Source organism: Actinomadura sp. WMMB 499 (genome assembly GCF_008824145.1).
Taxonomy (GTDB): Bacteria; Actinomycetota; Actinomycetes; order Streptosporangiales; family Streptosporangiaceae; genus Spirillospora.
This window is the reverse complement of sequence record NZ_CP044407.1, coordinates 2,483,643-2,498,398: the sequence shown is the minus strand read 5'-3', so window position 1 is coordinate 2,498,398 and position 14,756 is coordinate 2,483,643. Positions and strand designations below refer to the sequence as shown.

At 71.0% G+C, this 14,756-nt stretch carries 24 protein-coding genes and 1 pseudogene; 9 read left to right on the top strand and 16 right to left on the bottom strand.

Annotated elements, in window-relative coordinates; genetic code table 11:
* Window positions 1-9 precede the first annotated feature (9 nt).
* The 3 genes from F7P10_RS10755 to F7P10_RS10745 all read right to left on the bottom strand — a co-directional run bounded on the left by F7P10_RS10755 (window position 10) and on the right by F7P10_RS10745 (window position 2,943).
* Window positions 10-450, bottom strand: a complete 441-nt coding sequence (locus tag F7P10_RS10755; protein ID WP_151009215.1) for a roadblock/LC7 domain-containing protein — start codon at window positions 448-450, stop codon at window positions 10-12.
* Window positions 447-1,418: a sensor histidine kinase KdpD gene (locus F7P10_RS10750; protein ID WP_151009214.1), complete on the bottom strand. Its 972-nt coding sequence runs from the start codon at window positions 1,416-1,418 to the stop codon at window positions 447-449. The genes F7P10_RS10755 and F7P10_RS10750 overlap by 4 nt, the downstream gene beginning before the upstream one ends.
* Window positions 1,419-2,310: 892 nt before the next feature.
* On the bottom strand, window positions 2,311-2,943 hold the full coding sequence (locus tag F7P10_RS10745; protein ID WP_151009213.1) for a TetR family transcriptional regulator: 633 nt from the start codon (window positions 2,941-2,943) through the stop codon (window positions 2,311-2,313).
* Between the two features lie 110 nt (window positions 2,944-3,053).
* Between F7P10_RS10745 and F7P10_RS10740 the strand changes: the two genes are divergently transcribed.
* From F7P10_RS10740 to F7P10_RS45395, 3 genes are all read left to right on the top strand, one after another.
* Window positions 3,054-3,983, top strand: coding sequence for a zinc-binding dehydrogenase (locus F7P10_RS10740; protein WP_151009212.1), 930 nt, complete (start codon window positions 3,054-3,056; stop codon window positions 3,981-3,983).
* A 137-nt stretch (window positions 3,984-4,120) separates the two neighbouring features.
* Window positions 4,121-4,318 (top strand): hypothetical protein, encoded by a 198-nt coding sequence (locus F7P10_RS45400; protein WP_368077467.1) that lies wholly within the window; start codon window positions 4,121-4,123, stop codon window positions 4,316-4,318.
* The gene (locus F7P10_RS45395; protein WP_368077466.1) at window positions 4,315-4,518 is read left to right on the top strand and encodes a hypothetical protein; all 204 of its coding nucleotides are present in this window, start codon (window positions 4,315-4,317) and stop codon (window positions 4,516-4,518) included. The genes F7P10_RS45400 and F7P10_RS45395 overlap by 4 nt, the downstream gene beginning before the upstream one ends.
* Before the next feature lie 58 nt (window positions 4,519-4,576).
* On the opposite strand, the gene F7P10_RS43245 is transcribed toward F7P10_RS45395, so the two are convergent.
* The 11 genes and pseudogenes from F7P10_RS43245 to F7P10_RS10685 form a co-directional block, all read right to left on the bottom strand.
* A complete protein-coding gene (locus F7P10_RS43245) occupies window positions 4,577-4,729 on the bottom strand; it encodes a hypothetical protein (RefSeq protein ID WP_218040454.1) in 153 nt (50 codons plus the stop codon).
* 36 nt (window positions 4,730-4,765) lie between these two features.
* Window positions 4,766-4,813, bottom strand: a pseudogene (locus F7P10_RS45390) (hypothetical protein); the annotation flags it as partial.
* 141 nt (window positions 4,814-4,954) lie between these two features.
* Window positions 4,955-5,299 (bottom strand): helix-turn-helix transcriptional regulator, encoded by a 345-nt coding sequence (locus F7P10_RS10725; RefSeq protein WP_151009211.1) that lies wholly within the window; start codon window positions 5,297-5,299, stop codon window positions 4,955-4,957.
* Window positions 5,300-5,399: 100 nt separating this feature from the next.
* A complete protein-coding gene (locus F7P10_RS10720; protein WP_151009210.1) occupies window positions 5,400-5,771 on the bottom strand; it encodes an AQJ64_40280 family protein in 372 nt (123 codons plus the stop codon).
* A gap of 73 nt (window positions 5,772-5,844) precedes the next feature.
* A complete protein-coding gene (locus F7P10_RS10715; protein ID WP_151009209.1) occupies window positions 5,845-6,336 on the bottom strand; it encodes an SRPBCC family protein in 492 nt (163 codons plus the stop codon).
* Window positions 6,337-6,421: 85 nt separating this feature from the next.
* Window positions 6,422-7,066, bottom strand: coding sequence for an SRPBCC domain-containing protein (locus F7P10_RS10710; RefSeq protein ID WP_218040452.1), 645 nt, complete (start codon window positions 7,064-7,066; stop codon window positions 6,422-6,424).
* Window positions 7,066-7,473: a helix-turn-helix transcriptional regulator gene (locus tag F7P10_RS10705; RefSeq protein WP_151009208.1), complete on the bottom strand. Its 408-nt coding sequence runs from the start codon at window positions 7,471-7,473 to the stop codon at window positions 7,066-7,068. The genes F7P10_RS10710 and F7P10_RS10705 overlap by 1 nt, the downstream gene beginning before the upstream one ends.
* A gap of 137 nt (window positions 7,474-7,610) precedes the next feature.
* Window positions 7,611-8,393 carry an SDR family NAD(P)-dependent oxidoreductase gene (locus F7P10_RS10700; RefSeq protein WP_151009207.1) on the bottom strand — a complete coding sequence of 261 codons (783 nt, stop codon included), beginning with the start codon at window positions 8,391-8,393 and terminating at the stop codon, window positions 7,611-7,613.
* Between the two features lie 98 nt (window positions 8,394-8,491).
* The gene (locus F7P10_RS10695; RefSeq protein WP_151009206.1) at window positions 8,492-8,779 is read right to left on the bottom strand and encodes a DUF397 domain-containing protein; all 288 of its coding nucleotides are present in this window, start codon (window positions 8,777-8,779) and stop codon (window positions 8,492-8,494) included.
* Window positions 8,780-8,781: 2 nt separating this feature from the next.
* A complete protein-coding gene (locus tag F7P10_RS10690) occupies window positions 8,782-9,078 on the bottom strand; it encodes a DUF397 domain-containing protein (protein ID WP_151009205.1) in 297 nt (98 codons plus the stop codon).
* Window positions 9,075-9,872: a helix-turn-helix transcriptional regulator gene (locus F7P10_RS10685; protein ID WP_151009204.1), complete on the bottom strand. Its 798-nt coding sequence runs from the start codon at window positions 9,870-9,872 to the stop codon at window positions 9,075-9,077. Before F7P10_RS10685 ends, F7P10_RS10690 begins: the two co-directional genes overlap by 4 nt.
* Before the next feature lie 241 nt (window positions 9,873-10,113).
* Here F7P10_RS10685 and F7P10_RS42230 point away from each other — a divergent pair, with 241 nt between their 5' ends.
* The 5 genes from F7P10_RS42230 to F7P10_RS10660 all read left to right on the top strand — a co-directional run bounded on the left by F7P10_RS42230 (window position 10,114) and on the right by F7P10_RS10660 (window position 12,846).
* Complete coding sequence (locus tag F7P10_RS42230) at window positions 10,114-10,512, top strand: ATP-binding protein (protein ID WP_176611404.1); 399 nt, start codon at window positions 10,114-10,116, stop codon at window positions 10,510-10,512.
* Window positions 10,509-10,781: a hypothetical protein gene (locus tag F7P10_RS10675; RefSeq protein WP_151009202.1), complete on the top strand. Its 273-nt coding sequence runs from the start codon at window positions 10,509-10,511 to the stop codon at window positions 10,779-10,781. Before F7P10_RS42230 ends, F7P10_RS10675 begins: the two co-directional genes overlap by 4 nt.
* 99 nt (window positions 10,782-10,880) lie before the next feature.
* Window positions 10,881-11,384 carry a hypothetical protein gene (locus F7P10_RS10670; protein WP_151009201.1) on the top strand — a complete coding sequence of 168 codons (504 nt, stop codon included), beginning with the start codon at window positions 10,881-10,883 and terminating at the stop codon, window positions 11,382-11,384.
* A 113-nt stretch (window positions 11,385-11,497) separates the two neighbouring features.
* Window positions 11,498-12,271, top strand: coding sequence for an SAM-dependent methyltransferase (locus F7P10_RS10665; protein ID WP_254716539.1), 774 nt, complete (start codon window positions 11,498-11,500; stop codon window positions 12,269-12,271).
* Window positions 12,272-12,381: 110 nt separating this feature from the next.
* Entirely contained in the window at window positions 12,382-12,846 is a 465-nt protein-coding gene (locus tag F7P10_RS10660) for a VOC family protein (RefSeq protein WP_151009199.1), read from the top strand.
* 46 nt (window positions 12,847-12,892) lie between these two features.
* On the opposite strand, the gene F7P10_RS10655 is transcribed toward F7P10_RS10660, so the two are convergent.
* Window positions 12,893-13,366 (bottom strand): hypothetical protein, encoded by a 474-nt coding sequence (locus F7P10_RS10655; protein WP_151009198.1) that lies wholly within the window; start codon window positions 13,364-13,366, stop codon window positions 12,893-12,895.
* Between the two features lie 135 nt (window positions 13,367-13,501).
* Complete coding sequence (locus F7P10_RS10650; RefSeq protein WP_151009197.1) at window positions 13,502-14,203, bottom strand: MerR family transcriptional regulator; 702 nt, start codon at window positions 14,201-14,203, stop codon at window positions 13,502-13,504.
* A 63-nt stretch (window positions 14,204-14,266) separates the two neighbouring features.
* Between F7P10_RS10650 and F7P10_RS10645 the strand changes: the two genes are divergently transcribed.
* Complete coding sequence (locus F7P10_RS10645; RefSeq protein WP_151009196.1) at window positions 14,267-14,734, top strand: DUF6194 family protein; 468 nt, start codon at window positions 14,267-14,269, stop codon at window positions 14,732-14,734.
* The last annotated feature ends 22 nt before the right edge of the window (window positions 14,735-14,756 follow it).

The window sequence follows — 14,756 nt, the reverse complement described above, 5'->3', positions numbered from 1 at the left end:
GGGCGGCGGTCACGGCATCGCCCGCTCCGCCATGCGACGCAGGTCGTCGCGCATCTGCGGGGTGAGGACGTGCCCGGCCCCGTGCACGAACTTCGTCATCTCGTGGGCGACGGCGCCCAGGTTCGCGCCCTCGCCGACCAGCACCGCGAGCCCGGCGAGCTGCCCGATGCTCATGAACAGCAGGTGGCCGGTGCCGAACTTCAGCATGATCTGGTCGCAGCCGCCCGCGCCGACGTGCCCCGCGATGTTGTTGCCGAGGCTGATCATCCCGCTGGTCAGCGCCGCCATCGGATCGACGAACTCCGACGGGTGCGACCCCGACTCGACGAGCGCGAGCCCGTCCGACGACACGATCAGCGCGAACGTCACCCCCGGCGTCGCGGACGCGAACTGCTTGAGCAGCCACCCGAAGTCCTGGGGCCCCGTGGGCCCGGTGGAGGCGATGCTCATTGCCGTCCTTCCTGCTCGTCGGTGAATCGGCGGCTGCCCGCGGTGAAGGCGTCCAGGTCCGCGGCGAACGTCCCCGCCCCGTCCGGGTCCCCGGCCGGGCCGGGCTCGGACGCGGGCGCGGGCTCGGCGGGACGGTCGGCGGGCTCGGCCACCGGCCGCAGGCTGGTGCGCTGCCGGCGCGGCAGCCCGCCGAGATCCGCGTCGCTCGCGACGTTCAGCGTGGGAGCCTTCCGCGCCGGGCGCTCCACCCGCCGCGCCATGGTCAGGTTCCCCGCCGGGGCGGGCGCGCCGCCCGTCCGCGGCTCCGGCGCGGGGATCTCGCAGAGCAGCGACGGGGGCACCGTCACCATCGCGATCGTCCCGCCGGAGCGGGTCGCGAACCGGACCGTCACCCCGTGCCTGCGGGCCAGCCGGTGCACCACGGGGAAGCCGGTCTGCCGCGCCGTCCCGCGCGTCATCGCCGGGACGGGGCCCGCCAGCGTGGCGTTCAGCTCCTCCAGCTGCCCCGCCGACATGCCGATGCCCGAATCCTCGACGCGGAGCATGACGCCGCCGTCGTCCAGCAGGTGGGCGCTGACCGTGACCTGCGCGGGCGAGAACCTCGTCGCGTTGTCCAGCAGCGCCGCGACCAGCGACGCCGCGTCCTCGACGGCGTGCGCGGGCACCGCGAGGTCCACCATGCGCAGGATCGACACCTGCCGGTACCCCTCGATGGACGACGCCGCCATCCGGACGACGTCCAGCAGCGAGGTGTCGACGCCGGAGACGTCCTCGTCGCCCCGGTCGGCGAGCACCCGCAGGTCCCGGGCCACCCGCCGCATCCGGGTGACGCCGTGGTCGATCTCGTAGAGCGCCTCGAGCCGGTCGGGGTCCTCCTCCTGCCGCTCGAGCATGTCCATCGCGGGACGCATCTTCTCCGCGAGCACGAGGAACTGCAGGCAGAACCGCTCGCACAGTTCGGCCCACACGTCCGCGTCGCCGCCCGGACGGGCCGCGGGGTCCCCGTGGGAGACCGCCGACGGCGGCCCGGCCGACCCACCCGCGAACGGCGCCGGGCCGGGGGCAGAAGGGGCGCCCGCGAAGGGCGCCGCACGTGGAGCGGACGGTTCGGGTGCGGGCGTCGAACGGGGGGTGTGCGGGCCACCCGCGAAGGGCGCGGCACCGGGAGCGGGTGGCTCGTTCGCCGGGGCCGGTGCCGGGGCACCCGTGAAGGGAGCCGCACCGGGAGCGAGCCGTTCGCTCGCGGGTGCCGAGCCGGGCTCGGGAGGGCCGCCCCTGAACGGTGCCGTTCCTGGAGCGGACGGTTCGGCCGCGGGGGCCGCGGCCGGTCCGGCGGGCGGCGGGGGAGCCGTGAAGGGCGTCGCACCCTGGGCATGCCGGCCATGCGGGGCGGGGGCGCCGGGGACGGGCGGGGGAGTCGCGAAGGGGGTCGCGCCGGGCGGCGGAGCCTGGGGGAGCCGCGGCGCCGGCGGGGGCTGCGATGACCGGGCCCGGCGGCGGCGTTTCCACCACCTCACCGGCGGGCTCCGGGGTTCGTCGCGCGGCGGGGTACCCGGCGTCTCGTCACGGTCGCCTTCTTCACTGGAGCATCGGGGACGAACAACGCGGCGGTCGCCGCGCGACACGTTCGGTTGCGCGGCGTCACCGTCCGCTAAGTGGGCATCGGCAAGCGTTCCACATGTACATCCGGCGATCAATGCATTCCGGAGAGGTTATGGTCAATGCCATAAAAGGGCCGTTATGCGAAGTTCGATGCTCTTTATTCGGTACGCTACGCGACCTCGACCCGCCCGGCGCACCGGACGTCCGAGGGTCCGGGCCACGCACCCGCGCGCCCTCCCGCCCGTCGCCGGCGCGCGGCTACGACCTGGGGGCGGCCGGGAGCGCGAGCGCGTCCGGCAGGGCGGCGAACGCGGTGCGCAGGTCGTCGGCCAGTTCCTCGCGGGTGGGCGCGTCGCCGCGTGCCGACCAGTCGCTCAGCGCCTGGTGGAACGCCGCGACCACCATGTCCAGCGCGAGCCGCGCGCGCAGATCCCCGGGCTCGGGCATCTCCAGGTCGCGGTGCAGGACGTCCAGGATGGCGCGGCTGGTGCGGTCGCAGAACTGCCGCCCGTGCGCGTCGATCGACGGCGTCCTCTCGGCCAGCCGGCGGCTGAGCGCGACCCGCCGCGTCCAGCCCTCGTCGGTCATGCGTTCCAGCGCGTCCAGCAGAGTGCTCTGGAGAAGGCCGAGGACGGTGGCGTCCTCGGGGCGGCGGACGCGGGACCGGAGCCCCTCGAGGCAGGACGTCCAGAGATCGTTCGTCGGGGCCAGCGCGACGTCCTCCTTGCTGTCGAAGTTGCGGAAGAACGTGCGCTGGGAGATCTCGACCGCGCCGCACAGGTCGTCGAGGGTCGCGCCGTCGAAACCGTGCTCGGTGAACAGCTCCAGTGCGGTGTCGACGAGCAGCCGCCGGGTGCGCTCCTTCTTCCGCTCGCGCAGGGTCGTCGCCATGCCGGCACCCTACCAGTCGATCCGCCGGAGACACGCATATGCCGGTTGACAGCAAATGCTGGTGACCGGCAATACTGGTCCGCGTCACTCCATGTGAAAGGTGAACGACGATGCGAGCATTGCTGATCGACCGCTCGGCTCCCGCCGGGCTCCGCCTGGGCGAGGCGCCCGACCCCGTGCCGGCCCCGCACGAGGCGTTGGTGCGGGTGACCGCCACCTCCCTCAACTACGGCGAGGTCAGGACCGGTATCGAGATCGAGCCCGAGGGGACCGTCCTCGGCTGGGACGCGGCGGGCGTGGTGGAGCGGGCCGCCGCCGACGGCTCGGGCCCCGCCGCGGGGACGCCCGTGGTCACGCTCGGCGCGCGCGGCGGGTGGGCCGAGCTGCGTGCCGTGGACACCGGCCTGCTGGGAACGGTCCGGGACGGAGCCGACCTCGGCGCGATCAGCACGGTCCCGGTCGCGGGCGCCAGCGCCCTGCGCGCACTCCACGCGGCCGGCCCCCTCCTGGGCAGGCGAATTCTGATCACCGGCGCGACGGGCGGGGCGGGCCGGTACGCCGTCCAGCTCGCCCGGCGGGGCGGCGCGACGGTGATCGCGACGACGGGCTCACCCGAGGCCCACGGCCCGGGCCTGCGCGAACTCGGCGCGCACGAGGTGCTGTCGTCGCCGTCCGGGCTCACGTCGCACGTCCACGGGGTCGTCGACATGGTGGGCGGCCCGCACCTGGTGGAGGCGTTCGACGCCCTCGCGAGCGGCGGCACGCTCGTCTCGGTCGGGCACGCGTCGGGCCTGCCGGAGCACTTCCCCTTCGGTGCCCTCTACGGCGACGGGGGCCGCCACGACCGGTCCTTCGTCACCTTCCACCTACTGGGGTGCTCCGGCGTCGGCGCCGACCTGGCCTGGCTCGCCGACCAGGTGGCCGGTGGCGGGCTCGACCCGCAGATCACCTGGCGGGGCGGCTGGGAGAAGGCCGCCGAGGCCGCCGAGGCCCTGCTGGGCCGCCGCCTGCACGGCAAGGCGGTGCTCGACGTCGCCTGACCGCCGCGCAGTGGCCGCTCCCCATTTCTTGATCTTCGTATGAATGCCTGTTTAATGTGACATCGGCTGATCATGTGCACGGGGGTCGTGACACATGTGGAACGAGTGTTCCTTCGGCCGCGGAGATGGGGGATCTCATGAACATCGCCCGGAAACTGCTGGGTGCCGGTGCCGCCGCGGCGCTCGCCGCCGCGACGGTCGGCGTCCTCGCGAGCCCGGCCCAGGCGGCGTCCTACAACGGCGCGTGCGGTGACGGCTACAGGGTCATCGACCAGGTGCCCTTGCTGGATCGACCGTTTTCCTTACCTACAACGGCGGCTGGAACTGCGTCGTGACCGTGTCCAACACCCCCGGCAAGAGCGTCTGGATGGGCGCTCAGCTCAAGCGTTCCAGCGACACGAAATGGCAGCGCGACGCCGACGTCTACAGCTATTACGCGGGGCCGGTCTACCGGTACGCCCCGAGCCAGTGCATCGACTGGGGCGGCCAGTTCGACAACGGCGGCGTCGTGATCCCGAACGACCACTGCGGCTGATCTTTCGCAACCCGAGCCACCCGGGCGGTCATCGGGCACTGCCCGGGTGGCCGCCTCGTCAGTTCGCGTCCATCCCCGGAACCGGGGCGCCGGACGGGACGCCGGAGGCGATGTAGGCGCGGTAGCGCTCCTGCCAGGCCGCGGACGCGCCCGCCCGCGCGGCCTCGAGATCGCCGTCGCGGATCCGCGCGTCCAGGAAGGCCAGGCACACCTCCCACCCGGCGGCGGTGCGGGCGGCGGTGTCGGTGGCGGCCAGGACGTGGGTGAAGGTGAACCGGGTCCGCTTCGCGTCGATCTCCTCGAGGTCGAAGCGCAGCTCGTCGTCGTTCCAGGTGAACGCGAGGTGCCGGGGCCTCGGCCGGGTGGTCGTACTCGCGGACGAAGCGAACGGCGGGCCGCCCGTCGTCCAGGGTCAGGTAGGTGCCGGTCGTGCTGGTCAAGGTGACTCCCCCTCGGTGGGCGTCGCGGGCGCTGCGGGCGTCTCGTCGAGGCGGCGGCCCAGCGCGTCGAGGCTGTCGTTCCACAGCCGCCGGTACGGGGCGAGCCAGGCGTCCAGCTCCGCGATCGGCGCCGGATCCAGCGCGTACACCCGCCGCTGACCGTCCTGCCGCACCCGGACGAGCCCCGCCTCGCGCAGCACCCGCAGATGCTTGGACGTGTTCGGCTGACTCAGGCCGGTCCCCTCGACGAGCTCGTTGACGGGCCGCGGCCGCTCCAGCAGCAGCGGGACGATGGCGCGCCGGTGCGGATCGGCGAGCGCGGCCCAAAGGGCATCGGTCACCTATTAAATAGGTCCTGCAAGACATATGTCCGTCAAGGCATCTCGCGTTCTGCGCGGAGTCTGATCAGCCGGCTCGTGCCGCCGGGGTCCGGGCGTGGCCCTATTCCGTTCCCTCGTCCAAGGCGTTCGCGAGGGCGGTCTCCGCTTCCTCGCCCACCGTGTAGTGCACGGACGTGCCCGGCAGGGTGGGCAACTCGGCCCAGTGGGTGACCGGATCGTCGGTGCCCCGGCCGCTGGGGAACCGGACGATACGGTCGGAGTCGACGAAGCAGTCGCGGTACTCGCGCCCGTCCTCGGCGAAGTGACGGCGGATGAACACCATGGGCATCACCAGCCAGAACACCTGCCCGTCATCCGGACGATGCTCGTCGGCATCGTCGAACGCGTAACGGCCCGAGGTCGCGGCGGCCACGGGCACCCCGTCCTCCGGCAGCCTCTCCCGCGCGTCCACCCATTCGATCTCGGCGCGCATGTCCCTCCCGTTCTCTTTCCTCCGTCGGATACGGCCACCCTCTCAGCCCCGCGACAAGGCCGTCGACAGCAGATCAGTTCGTCCCTTCGCGGACATCCTTCCCCTGTTCGGCGAACGCCTTGAAATCCTGCATGTGCTGTTGCGACTGCTTGCGGAAGGAGCCGGGCATCAGAAGCCCCACCAGCCGCATCAGCGGGCTGTTGAACCGGTATTCGCTCTCGCTCTCCCAGAGAGCCGTTTCCGGACCGGCTTCGGTCAGCCGATCGCGCACGACGCTCCACATGCCCGCGCCGACGATCTCGCGGTCGAAGTGAACGACGCTCTCTTCCGGGATCCCGTGCAGGTCCGCCGGCTCCCGGCGCGTGATCGTTTCGGTGCATTCGATCTTCCGCTGCCCCGACTGCATCACGACCCGCGACTCGGTACCGAGCTGCCCGTGCACCCCGTTCACCGGCTCGTGCACCACCAGGTCCCGCAGCCACTTCGGTAGGTGCGCCGGGTCGGCGAGCAGCCGGGCCACCTTCTCCCGGGGCAGGGCGATCTCGATCGAGTTGGCGTACTTCATGGCGTGCATTCCTTTCAGACGCGGGACGACACCCTGTAGTGCTGCGCGTCCTTGCTCCTCGACAGAGGGGTTCGCAGCCCGAATGTCAGGCCGGGTCGGGTGCGTAGAACGCGGTGGTGGCCTGGACCGCGGCCGTGACGTGCTCGGGTTCGCCACCGGCGGCCAGGTGAGCCTCGCCCCAGGCCGCGGCGCTGCGCCGGATGAACTCGCGCCCTTCGGGCGTCTCCTGGACTCCGTCGTGGTCGGCGGTCTCGCCACCGGCCAGCAGCCGGGCCAGGGCGAGGAGAGCCAGGTCCCAGCCGACGCCGCCGGCACCGGGGCCGTAGGTCGGGAAGAGGGGCTCCTCGACGACCGCCGCGTGGATCAGTGCGAACTCGGTGTCGCCGGTCGGGCCCGGAGCCAGGCGCACTTCCACCTCGCTCGTGCCGGGCCAGGCGTCGGCGTCCGGCCCGTAGAGCCAGGACACCTTGAGCAGGCGCGGCGGCTCGCACCGGAGGATCTCGCCGTGCTCACCACCGTCCAGCTCGAACTTCCCGCCGAGCCGCAGATCCCCGGTGACCGGTTTCAACCAGCGACCCAGCCGCTCGGGGCTGGTTATGGCGTCCCAGACGTCTTCGATCTGCGCGTCGTACCGGCGCCGCACCTCGATGGTGTACGCGTCGCCGGCGGGCACACTGCCCTTGCCCATCGCCCGGCGCGCGGCGGCCAGTTCGTCCAGTACGTCTTTCATCAGGACTCCTTCGCTGATGGATCGGCCTTGTCCGCATCGGTGCCGGGCTCGGCCGGTCGGGTGGGCTCCGCGCCGGCCTGAGTCCGAGCCGCACGCCTGCCCCGGGCCAGTTCGGTTTCCAGGGCGTCGAGGCGTTGTTCCCACAACCGGCGAAACCGGTCCAGCCATGCGTCGACCTCGCTCAGCGGCGCGGGTACGACGGCGTAGAACCGGCGAGCGCCCTCGGCCCGTACCGACGCGAACCCGCTGTCACGCAGCACGCGCAGATGCTGTGAGACGGCCGGCTGGGAGAGTCCGAACTCGGCCCGGATCACGTCCGTGATCGCGCCTGAGGTCCGCTCGCCGTCGGCGAGCAGCTCCAGAATGCGCCGACGCACCGGGTCGCCGAGGATGTCGAATGCGTGCACGGACAGGGATCGTATCAGTTCGCGCTTATATAAGTCAGGGCTGGTGTCCTGGCCCGCGTTCGGCTCGGAACATCGAACGGGCCCTGTCCTGTCGGGGCGGGGGCGACGCCCAAGCCTTCGGCGGCCCCCGGGGGGTGTCAGAGCGCGTGGCCGCCCGCGACCTGGAGGACCTGCCCGGTGATCCAGCGTGCCTGGTGGGACGCCAGGTACACGACGGCGTCCGCGATGTCGCCGGGTTCGCCGACCCGTCCCATGGGCACGATCTCGGTGGCCTGTGCGAGGACGTCCGGTCCCATCCACCCCGTCTGGACCGGCCCCGGCGCGACGGCGTTCACCCGGACGCCCCGGGGTGCCAGATCCAGCGCGCTCGACCGGGTGAACGCCTCAAGGGCCGCCTTGGACGTCCCGTAGCCGGTCTGGCCGGGGAACGCCCGCGCGGCGTCGGTGGAAATGTTGACGACGCACAGCGGCTCGTCCCCGTGCCGCAGCCGTACCGCCTCGGTGGTGAGGAGCGCCGGTGCGATGGCGTTCACCCGGTAGTGCCGTTCGAGTGAGCCGTGGGTGAGGTTGTCGATGTCGTCCGGGGTCTCGCAGTGGGCCGCGTTGTTGACCAGGACGCTGATTGGCCCGGCCCGATCCGTGACGGCCTCGACCAGTTCGCGGGGCGCGTCAGGTTCGGACAGGTCCGCGCTGATCGCGAAGGACCCGCTGCCCAGCTCGTCCGCGAGCCTCTCGGCTGCGGTCGCACCGGGAGTGATGTGCGCCCACTCGGCGTCGGCAGGGGCGGCGGCATCCTCGGCGAGATAATGCACCGCCACCCGTGCACCCTGCGCCGCGAACGCCCGGCAGATCGCCGCGCCGATCCCTCCCGCACCACCGGTGACCAGCACGTTCTTCCCGTTGAGACGGGGGTCGATCACTTCGTTCGCTCCTCTGCCGGGACGATGCGATGGGACGCGGCGAGCCCCCGGCCGCGTCGTGCGTACCCGCTGGCGGCCGGGGGCTCGGTGTGCGCTGGTCAGGACAACGGACGCCCGTCCGCCTTGATCTCACGGACGAGTGCCCGCCAGGCAACCCGGTCGAGGGCAAGCTTCGCACCGTCCGGGTTCTTGCTGTCGCGGATGCCAATCACGGGGGTGAGGTCGGCGATCTCGACGCAGTCTCCACCTTCGTGGCCGCTGTGGCTGCTCTTGCGCCAGTTGGGGAGGTCGCGGTTGGTGATGCTCGGTGTGAGGTCGGCGACTTCGACGCAGTTGCCGCCTTCGTGGCCGCTGCGGCTGCTCTTGCGCCATTGGACAGCCCGCATGGTCAGCTCCGGTCGTGCGCGCCGGTCTTGATGGCGTCTGTGAGTGCCTGCCAGTCGGCGCGGTTGAGGGCCAGTTTGGGTCCGTCGGGGTTCTTGCTGTCGCGGACGCCGATCACGGGGGTGAGGTCGGCGACTTCGACGCATTCTCCTCCGTGGTGGTCGCTGTGGCTGCTCTTGCGCCAGTTGGGGAGGTCGCGGTTGGTGATGCTCGGTGTGAGGTCGGCGACTTCGACGCATTCTCCGCCGCTGTGGCCGCTGTGGCTGCTCTTGCGCCAGTTGAGGATGGGCTTGTCTTTCATAGGCTCTCCATCACCTCGGTTATCAAGGCTCGCGATGCGCTGAATGGGAGCGCGAAGCCTCTCAGTGTGTCGTACCTTACGACATAGTCTACGACCCTCGCAGGCTGCTCGATGAGCATACCCGTTCCGGCTGATTCGGTGTAAGCGATGTTGGTGCCGTTGTCAAAGCCCAGAAGGGTGAAACTTCCTTCCAGTCCGGGATGATAGGCGACGCTCCGCGGTATGACGTCCATCATGACGTCGGGATGATCGCTTACTTTTAGGAGGGAAGCGAGTTGCTCCCGCATAACGTCTGCTCCGCCTGTTGGTCGCCGAAGGACATTCTCCTCGATGGTCAGCCACACCTTGGGGCGGTTCTCGCTGTTGAGGATGCTCTGACGCTCCATGCGCTCGGCGACGAACTCCGTTGCGTCGTCGTTCTCCGTGGCGCCCATCACCGTGGCCGCGTAACGCTCCGTTTGGAACAGACCGGTCAGAAGTAGGGCCGAGTAGATGCGGATGGACGTGGCGTGCTTCTCGCGTTCGGCGTACTCGGGGAAGCCTGGAGGGGGAAGGGTTCTGCGGTCGGCCTTCTTTGCGTGCTCCCAGATGCGGTGGAACATTCCGTCGGTCTTGAAGTAGGTGTCGAGGTCGAGGGCGCTCTGCTCGGAGGTCTTGCGTCCGCACTCCATCGTGCTGATCCACTGCGACGTGCAGCCGAGTGCGTCACCGAGTTCTCTGGCGGTGAGCTTCGCCTCGTCGCGTCGGCGACGGAGTTCGGTGCCGAAGAACTCCCGCGCTGAATTCTCGCCCATGAGGATCCCTTCCGGAGTGAAACCGTTCGACCGGTTTCAAGATCGTGTCTTCGCTTGGCGGGGGCTGTCGAGTGGTCGCTTTCGCAGCGTAAACACAACCGCGAGAGTGGGGGCAACACTTTCGGCGAAGAACTTGGACGCGAGGACCCATTCGATGAGAAAAGCAATCGACTTTCACGAATCACCACATCCACCGCGAATGTCCGACGTGTCCGAATGGTGCGAAGTCCACACCGAACGCGTGGGGGCACCCGGAAAGAAGCTGGACGTACGCGAGGTGCGGGCCCGCGTGCGGCGGACGCTCGCGGGGGCGCTGGGCGGACGCACCGTCGGGTTCGACCTCGACGACATCGACCTCATGGTCTGCGAGATCGCGACGAACGCCGTGCGGCACACGGCGAGCGGGGAGCCGGGTGGGGGCATTCGGGTGACGGTGATGGTCACGGCATCGTCCACCCGGCTCCGCGTGGAAGTGCAGGACGACGGCGGCGCGGCACACGTCCCGGGGATCCCGTCGCGGACGTTCGAGTGGTCGGAGTCGGGGCGCGGCCTGCTGGTCGTGGACGGTCTGGCGCACGACTGGGGTACGGCCGTCGACCGGGACGGGCGGGGCACGGTGTGGTTCGAGGTGGTGCGGTGAGGCGGCGGCTGCAAGCGATGTTCGGCAAGGCCCGGCGCTCGGAGGTCGTCTTCCTTACGACGGACCGGCGGCTGCGAGCGGTCGCGCGGGAGGCGAGCGCGTGGCGGATGCTCGCGGAGATGGAGTCGGCACGCTCGCGGGTCCGGCTCCGCGACGGACGGATCTGGGACGCGGGCCTCTGCGCGGGCCGGGCGAACGCGTTCCGTGCGGCGGCCGATCAGGTCGAGGAAGCGCTGATCGATCCGTTCGAACCGCGAGAACGCGTTTGAAATCGACCGCGACTCGCCAGATCGGCGTCAGATCCGACAGGTTCCGGCCAGATCTCCCCGAAGTCTCTTCAAGCCATGGAGTAATTCCATCTTCATGCCATGAACGTGCTTCTGTGGATCCTGCAGTGGGCTCTCGCCGCGTTCTTGCTGCTGTCGTTCCTGTCCATGCCGTACCTGCTGCGGAGGGGAGCGGCACGGAACAACGTGACCGCCGCTTTGATGGCCTGCCTCGGACTCGCCTGCGGCATCGCCCTCGTGCTGCCGTGGTGGACCGGAGAGGCCAAGGTGCTGACTCCGGTGGCGGCCTCGCTGATCGCGCTGACCTCCCTGTGGGACGGCCTGACCAACCGGATGCCGCCCGGCGACGCCGCCTACCTGGTGCTGGTCACCGTCATGGGCATCGCCATCGCGCTGGGCCGCTTCCACGCCTTCGGCGAGTGGCAGGGCTCGTTTCTGTCCTGGGCGGTCGTCGCGGTCGGCACCGGCCTGCTGGTGCTCTGCCTCCTCGCGAGCCCCGCGGGCCCGACGAAGGCGAGATGGGTGCAGGCCGCGGCGGGCATCTGCGGAATCTTGGGAGGAGCCTTGGGCATGCTCCAGCCTTGACGCTTTACCGGACGGCCTTCGCCGCAAGCCCGCCGACGGTTACGCTCCTCTTTGCACGATCTTGTTCGCCCCTCCTCCAGGAAGTGCAATTCGTGAGTGAAACGCCACCCTCTGTGGATCTGCGTACGGACCAGCCGCATCCCGCCCGGATATATGACTTCTACCTGGGCGGTAAGGATCATTTCGCCCCCGACCGCGAGCTGGGCCAGAAGGTTCTCGAGATCTGCCCGCAGCTGGCGTCGGGTGCGCAGATCAACCGCAGGTTCCTGGCCCGCTCCGTGGGCCTGCTCGCGCGCGACCACGGAATCCGGCAGTTCCTGGACCTCGGCACCGGGCTGCCGACCTCGCCCAACCTGCACGAAGTGGCCCAGGGCGTCGCGCCCGAAGCGCAGATCGTGTACGTCGACAACGACCCCATCGTGCTCACCCACGCCCGCGCGCTGCTGACCAGTACCCCCGAGGGCGTCACGCAGTACATCGACGGGGACGTGCTCGACGTCGACCGCATCATGGACGAGGCGGCCCGGACGCTCGACTTCGGCCGTCCGGTCGCGGTCAGCGCGCTCGCCCTGCTGCACTTCCTGCCCGACCCTCAGCCCGCCGAGATGCTGGCCGAGGTCCGCGAGCGGCTCGCCCCCGGCAGCTTCCTGTCGATCAGCCACGCCCTCCCGGGGCTGCGGGAGGCCGCCGCCGCGTATCAGGGTGGGACCGGCCTGGGCACCCTGCGCGACTGGGACGAGATCGCGCCCCTGTTCGGCGACTTCGAGATGCTCGAACCGGGCCTGGTCGAACCGCACCGGTGGCGTCCCGAACTCGACCCCGCCGAGGAGGATCCCGAAGGCGCACTCGACAACATGGGCGCGTGCGGGGTGGCGCGCAAACGGTGACCTGAACCGCCGCCGAGCGCGCCGAGCGCGACGAGCGCGGCGAGCGCGCCGAGCTCGGCGGGCGAACGAAGTTGACCTTGCCGTTACGGCAACTTCTAGCGTTCGGCGGCATGAGCGCACTACCCGAGATCGACCGAACCATCTACCCCATGCCGATGTTCGCGACGTTCCAGGTCGCGGACCTCGCCGCCGCCGAGGCGTTCTATAACGCCGCCGGCTTCGTGTCCCTCGCCACCGTCCCCGGACCGGACGGGTCCCCGGCGGTGGTGCACCTGCGGCGGATGAAGTACCAGGACATCCTGATCGTTCCCGGCGAGCCGGAGCGCGGCAGCGTCACCGTGAGCTTCCTGGCGGGCGGGCAGGACCTCGCGGAGCTGGCGGCGGCGCTCCGGCCCGCGCTGCCGGACGGCGCGCGCGTCGAGGGGCCCGCCGACACCCCGTGGTACACGTCGGATCTGACGATCGACGACCCCGACGGCAACCGGATCGTCCTCACGGCGCAGCGCGCGGCGGAGAGGGAGGCCATCGAGGAATGGGCCAGGACGTTCGAGGGCGACTTCATCGTCGAGGAGTGAGGCGCCGCCGTCCCCGGCCGGGAGCCGGGGGCGGCGGGCCCGGGCGTCAGCGGCAGTGGGAGGCGGCGGGGCTGGTCTCCAGGTGGCGCTTTCCGTGGAAGTAGATGTCCCCGGCGGCGTGGATGCAGCGGTTGCCGGCGGCCTTCGAGACGGGCCCGGCGTAGTAGGCGAACCTGCCGTCCTCGGTCGCCGGCCTGCCGTGGAAGTGGCAGGCCCTGGACGGGCGGGTCTCCTTGCAGGCCGCCAGGAACACGGTGGTCCGCAGCCTCTTGCCGCGCGTGACGCCGAGGTGGTTGAGCAGGGCGCAGTTCTTGCCCCGGTTGTAGTAGACGACCAGTTCGGCGATGGGTTTGCCCTGGTAGCGGGCGACCTTCCGGTCGATGAGACTGCCGCCGCACCGCGCGGCCGTCGCGGGCTCGCGCCCGGCGTCCGTCGCCTGGGCGGGCTGGACGGCGACCGCGAACATGGCCGCGCCGTTCACGAGGGCCAGCCCCACGGCGGTTGCGATTTTGAACTTCATTCACTTCCTCCTGTTCCTGGCATGCGAACCACCGACTCATCGTAATGATTCAACTACGGAGAGCAATAACTTGCAGGTGACAACGCCGATCCCGGAGACCCGTAGCAGGGACCCCGCCGGAGACGGCCGGACGGCTCAGGCGTGCGGGGCGAGCAGGGGAGCGAGCTCGGCGGCGGCCCGGAGGAGGGCGGACGAGCGGGCGTCGATGCTCGCGTCCCGCGCGGCGAGCGCGGCCGTCACCTCGTCCCACCGGCGGGCGGCCCGCAGGTCGGGCATCAGCGCGCGGAGCCGGGAGATCCGGTAGCCGGCCTCGCGGAGCTGGTGGACGATCCGGGCGGCCCGGACGTCGTCCGGTGCGTACCGCCGGGTGCCCGCGACGCGGTGCGGGACGACGAGCCCTTCGGCGTCCCAGTGCCGCAGGGTCGAGGGACGGACGCCGAGCGCGTCCGCGAGTTCGGAGACGCCCATCGAGTCGGACGGCCGGACGTCCTCGAGGGGTTCGGCGGCGATCGTCTCGGCGGCCGTCCGGGCGCGGGCGACGTGCAGGCGTTCGGTGTGGAGGCGGGCGTGCGCGGCGTCGAGGAGGGCGAGCGGCTCGGACGGCGACGCGTGCGCGGCGCGCATGATTCGCTTGGCCTCGACCGGTCCGGTGCCCGATGCGAGGGCCCGGTAGGCCAGGGCGGAGCGCACGTGCACCTCGTCGTAGGCGCGGTAACCCGAAGCGGTTCGGGTCACCGGAGGCAGGACTCCGTCGCGTTCGAGGTCGCGGACCTGCTGGACCGAGTACCCGGACCGGCGCGCGACATCGATGGTTCGGAGCCAGTGGCGACTTTTCACACGTCGACCTCGGCTTTCGGCACTCGAAGTCTCCACAAGCACTTGAATGTAACGCTGGAACGCATGAGCATCGATGAGATCATCGCGTACGTCGAGGGGTTCGAGGGCGTGCTGGCGCTCAAGCCGGGGCCGGGCGACGGGACGCCCGAGATCGCCTGGGGTGACGCGTTCTTCTACTACGCGCCGGACGGGACCGTCCCGGCGGCGACGCAGCCCTTCGCGACGATCGTGACCAAGGACTACCCGGACGACGCGGCGTCGCGGCTGGACAGGCCCGGCGCGTTCCGCGTGAACATCGCCGCGGGCAGGGACGCGTTCGCCGCGTGGACCGGCCGCGCACCCCGCGAACCGGACACCCACGACACCGATCCGGCCGCGGAAGACGCCGTCATCGCGCATCCCGTCTACGGCGAGCTGGGCTGGCTGGCCGTGGTGAACCCGGGCGCGAGGACGGACGCGACGGTACGGGAGCTGCTGCGCGCGGCCTGCGAGCTGGCCCGGGAGCGGCACCGGCGGCGCGCCGCGACATGACCGCGACATGACCGCGACGTGG

What these genes read in the sequence shown, in the direction of transcription:
- F7P10_RS10755 (WP_151009215.1), bottom strand. Translation starts at nt 450, where the DNA reads ATGAGCATCGCCTCCACCGGGCCCACGGGGCCCCAGGACTTCGGGTGG.
- F7P10_RS10745 (WP_151009213.1), bottom strand. Translation starts at nt 2,943, where the DNA reads ATGGCGACGACCCTGCGCGAGCGGAAGAAGGAGCGCACCCGGCGGCTG.
- F7P10_RS10740 (WP_151009212.1), top strand. Translation starts at nt 3,054, where the DNA reads ATGCGAGCATTGCTGATCGACCGCTCGGCTCCCGCCGGGCTCCGCCTG.
- F7P10_RS45400 (WP_368077467.1), top strand. Translation starts at nt 4,121, where the DNA reads ATGAACATCGCCCGGAAACTGCTGGGTGCCGGTGCCGCCGCGGCGCTC.
- F7P10_RS10720 (WP_151009210.1), bottom strand. Translation starts at nt 5,771, where the DNA reads ATGCGCGCCGAGATCGAATGGGTGGACGCGCGGGAGAGGCTGCCGGAG.
- F7P10_RS10715 (WP_151009209.1), bottom strand. Translation starts at nt 6,336, where the DNA reads ATGAAGTACGCCAACTCGATCGAGATCGCCCTGCCCCGGGAGAAGGTG.
- F7P10_RS10710 (WP_218040452.1), bottom strand. Translation starts at nt 7,066, where the DNA reads ATGAAAGACGTACTGGACGAACTGGCCGCCGCGCGCCGGGCGATGGGC.
- F7P10_RS10695 (WP_151009206.1), bottom strand. Translation starts at nt 8,779, where the DNA reads ATGCGGGCTGTCCAATGGCGCAAGAGCAGCCGCAGCGGCCACGAAGGC.
- F7P10_RS10690 (WP_151009205.1), bottom strand. Translation starts at nt 9,078, where the DNA reads ATGAAAGACAAGCCCATCCTCAACTGGCGCAAGAGCAGCCACAGCGGC.
- F7P10_RS10685 (WP_151009204.1), bottom strand. Translation starts at nt 9,872, where the DNA reads ATGGGCGAGAATTCAGCGCGGGAGTTCTTCGGCACCGAACTCCGTCGC.
- F7P10_RS10670 (WP_151009201.1), top strand. Translation starts at nt 10,881, where the DNA reads ATGAACGTGCTTCTGTGGATCCTGCAGTGGGCTCTCGCCGCGTTCTTG.
- F7P10_RS10660 (WP_151009199.1), top strand. Translation starts at nt 12,382, where the DNA reads ATGAGCGCACTACCCGAGATCGACCGAACCATCTACCCCATGCCGATG.
- F7P10_RS10655 (WP_151009198.1), bottom strand. Translation starts at nt 13,366, where the DNA reads ATGAAGTTCAAAATCGCAACCGCCGTGGGGCTGGCCCTCGTGAACGGC.
- F7P10_RS10645 (WP_151009196.1), top strand. Translation starts at nt 14,267, where the DNA reads ATGAGCATCGATGAGATCATCGCGTACGTCGAGGGGTTCGAGGGCGTG.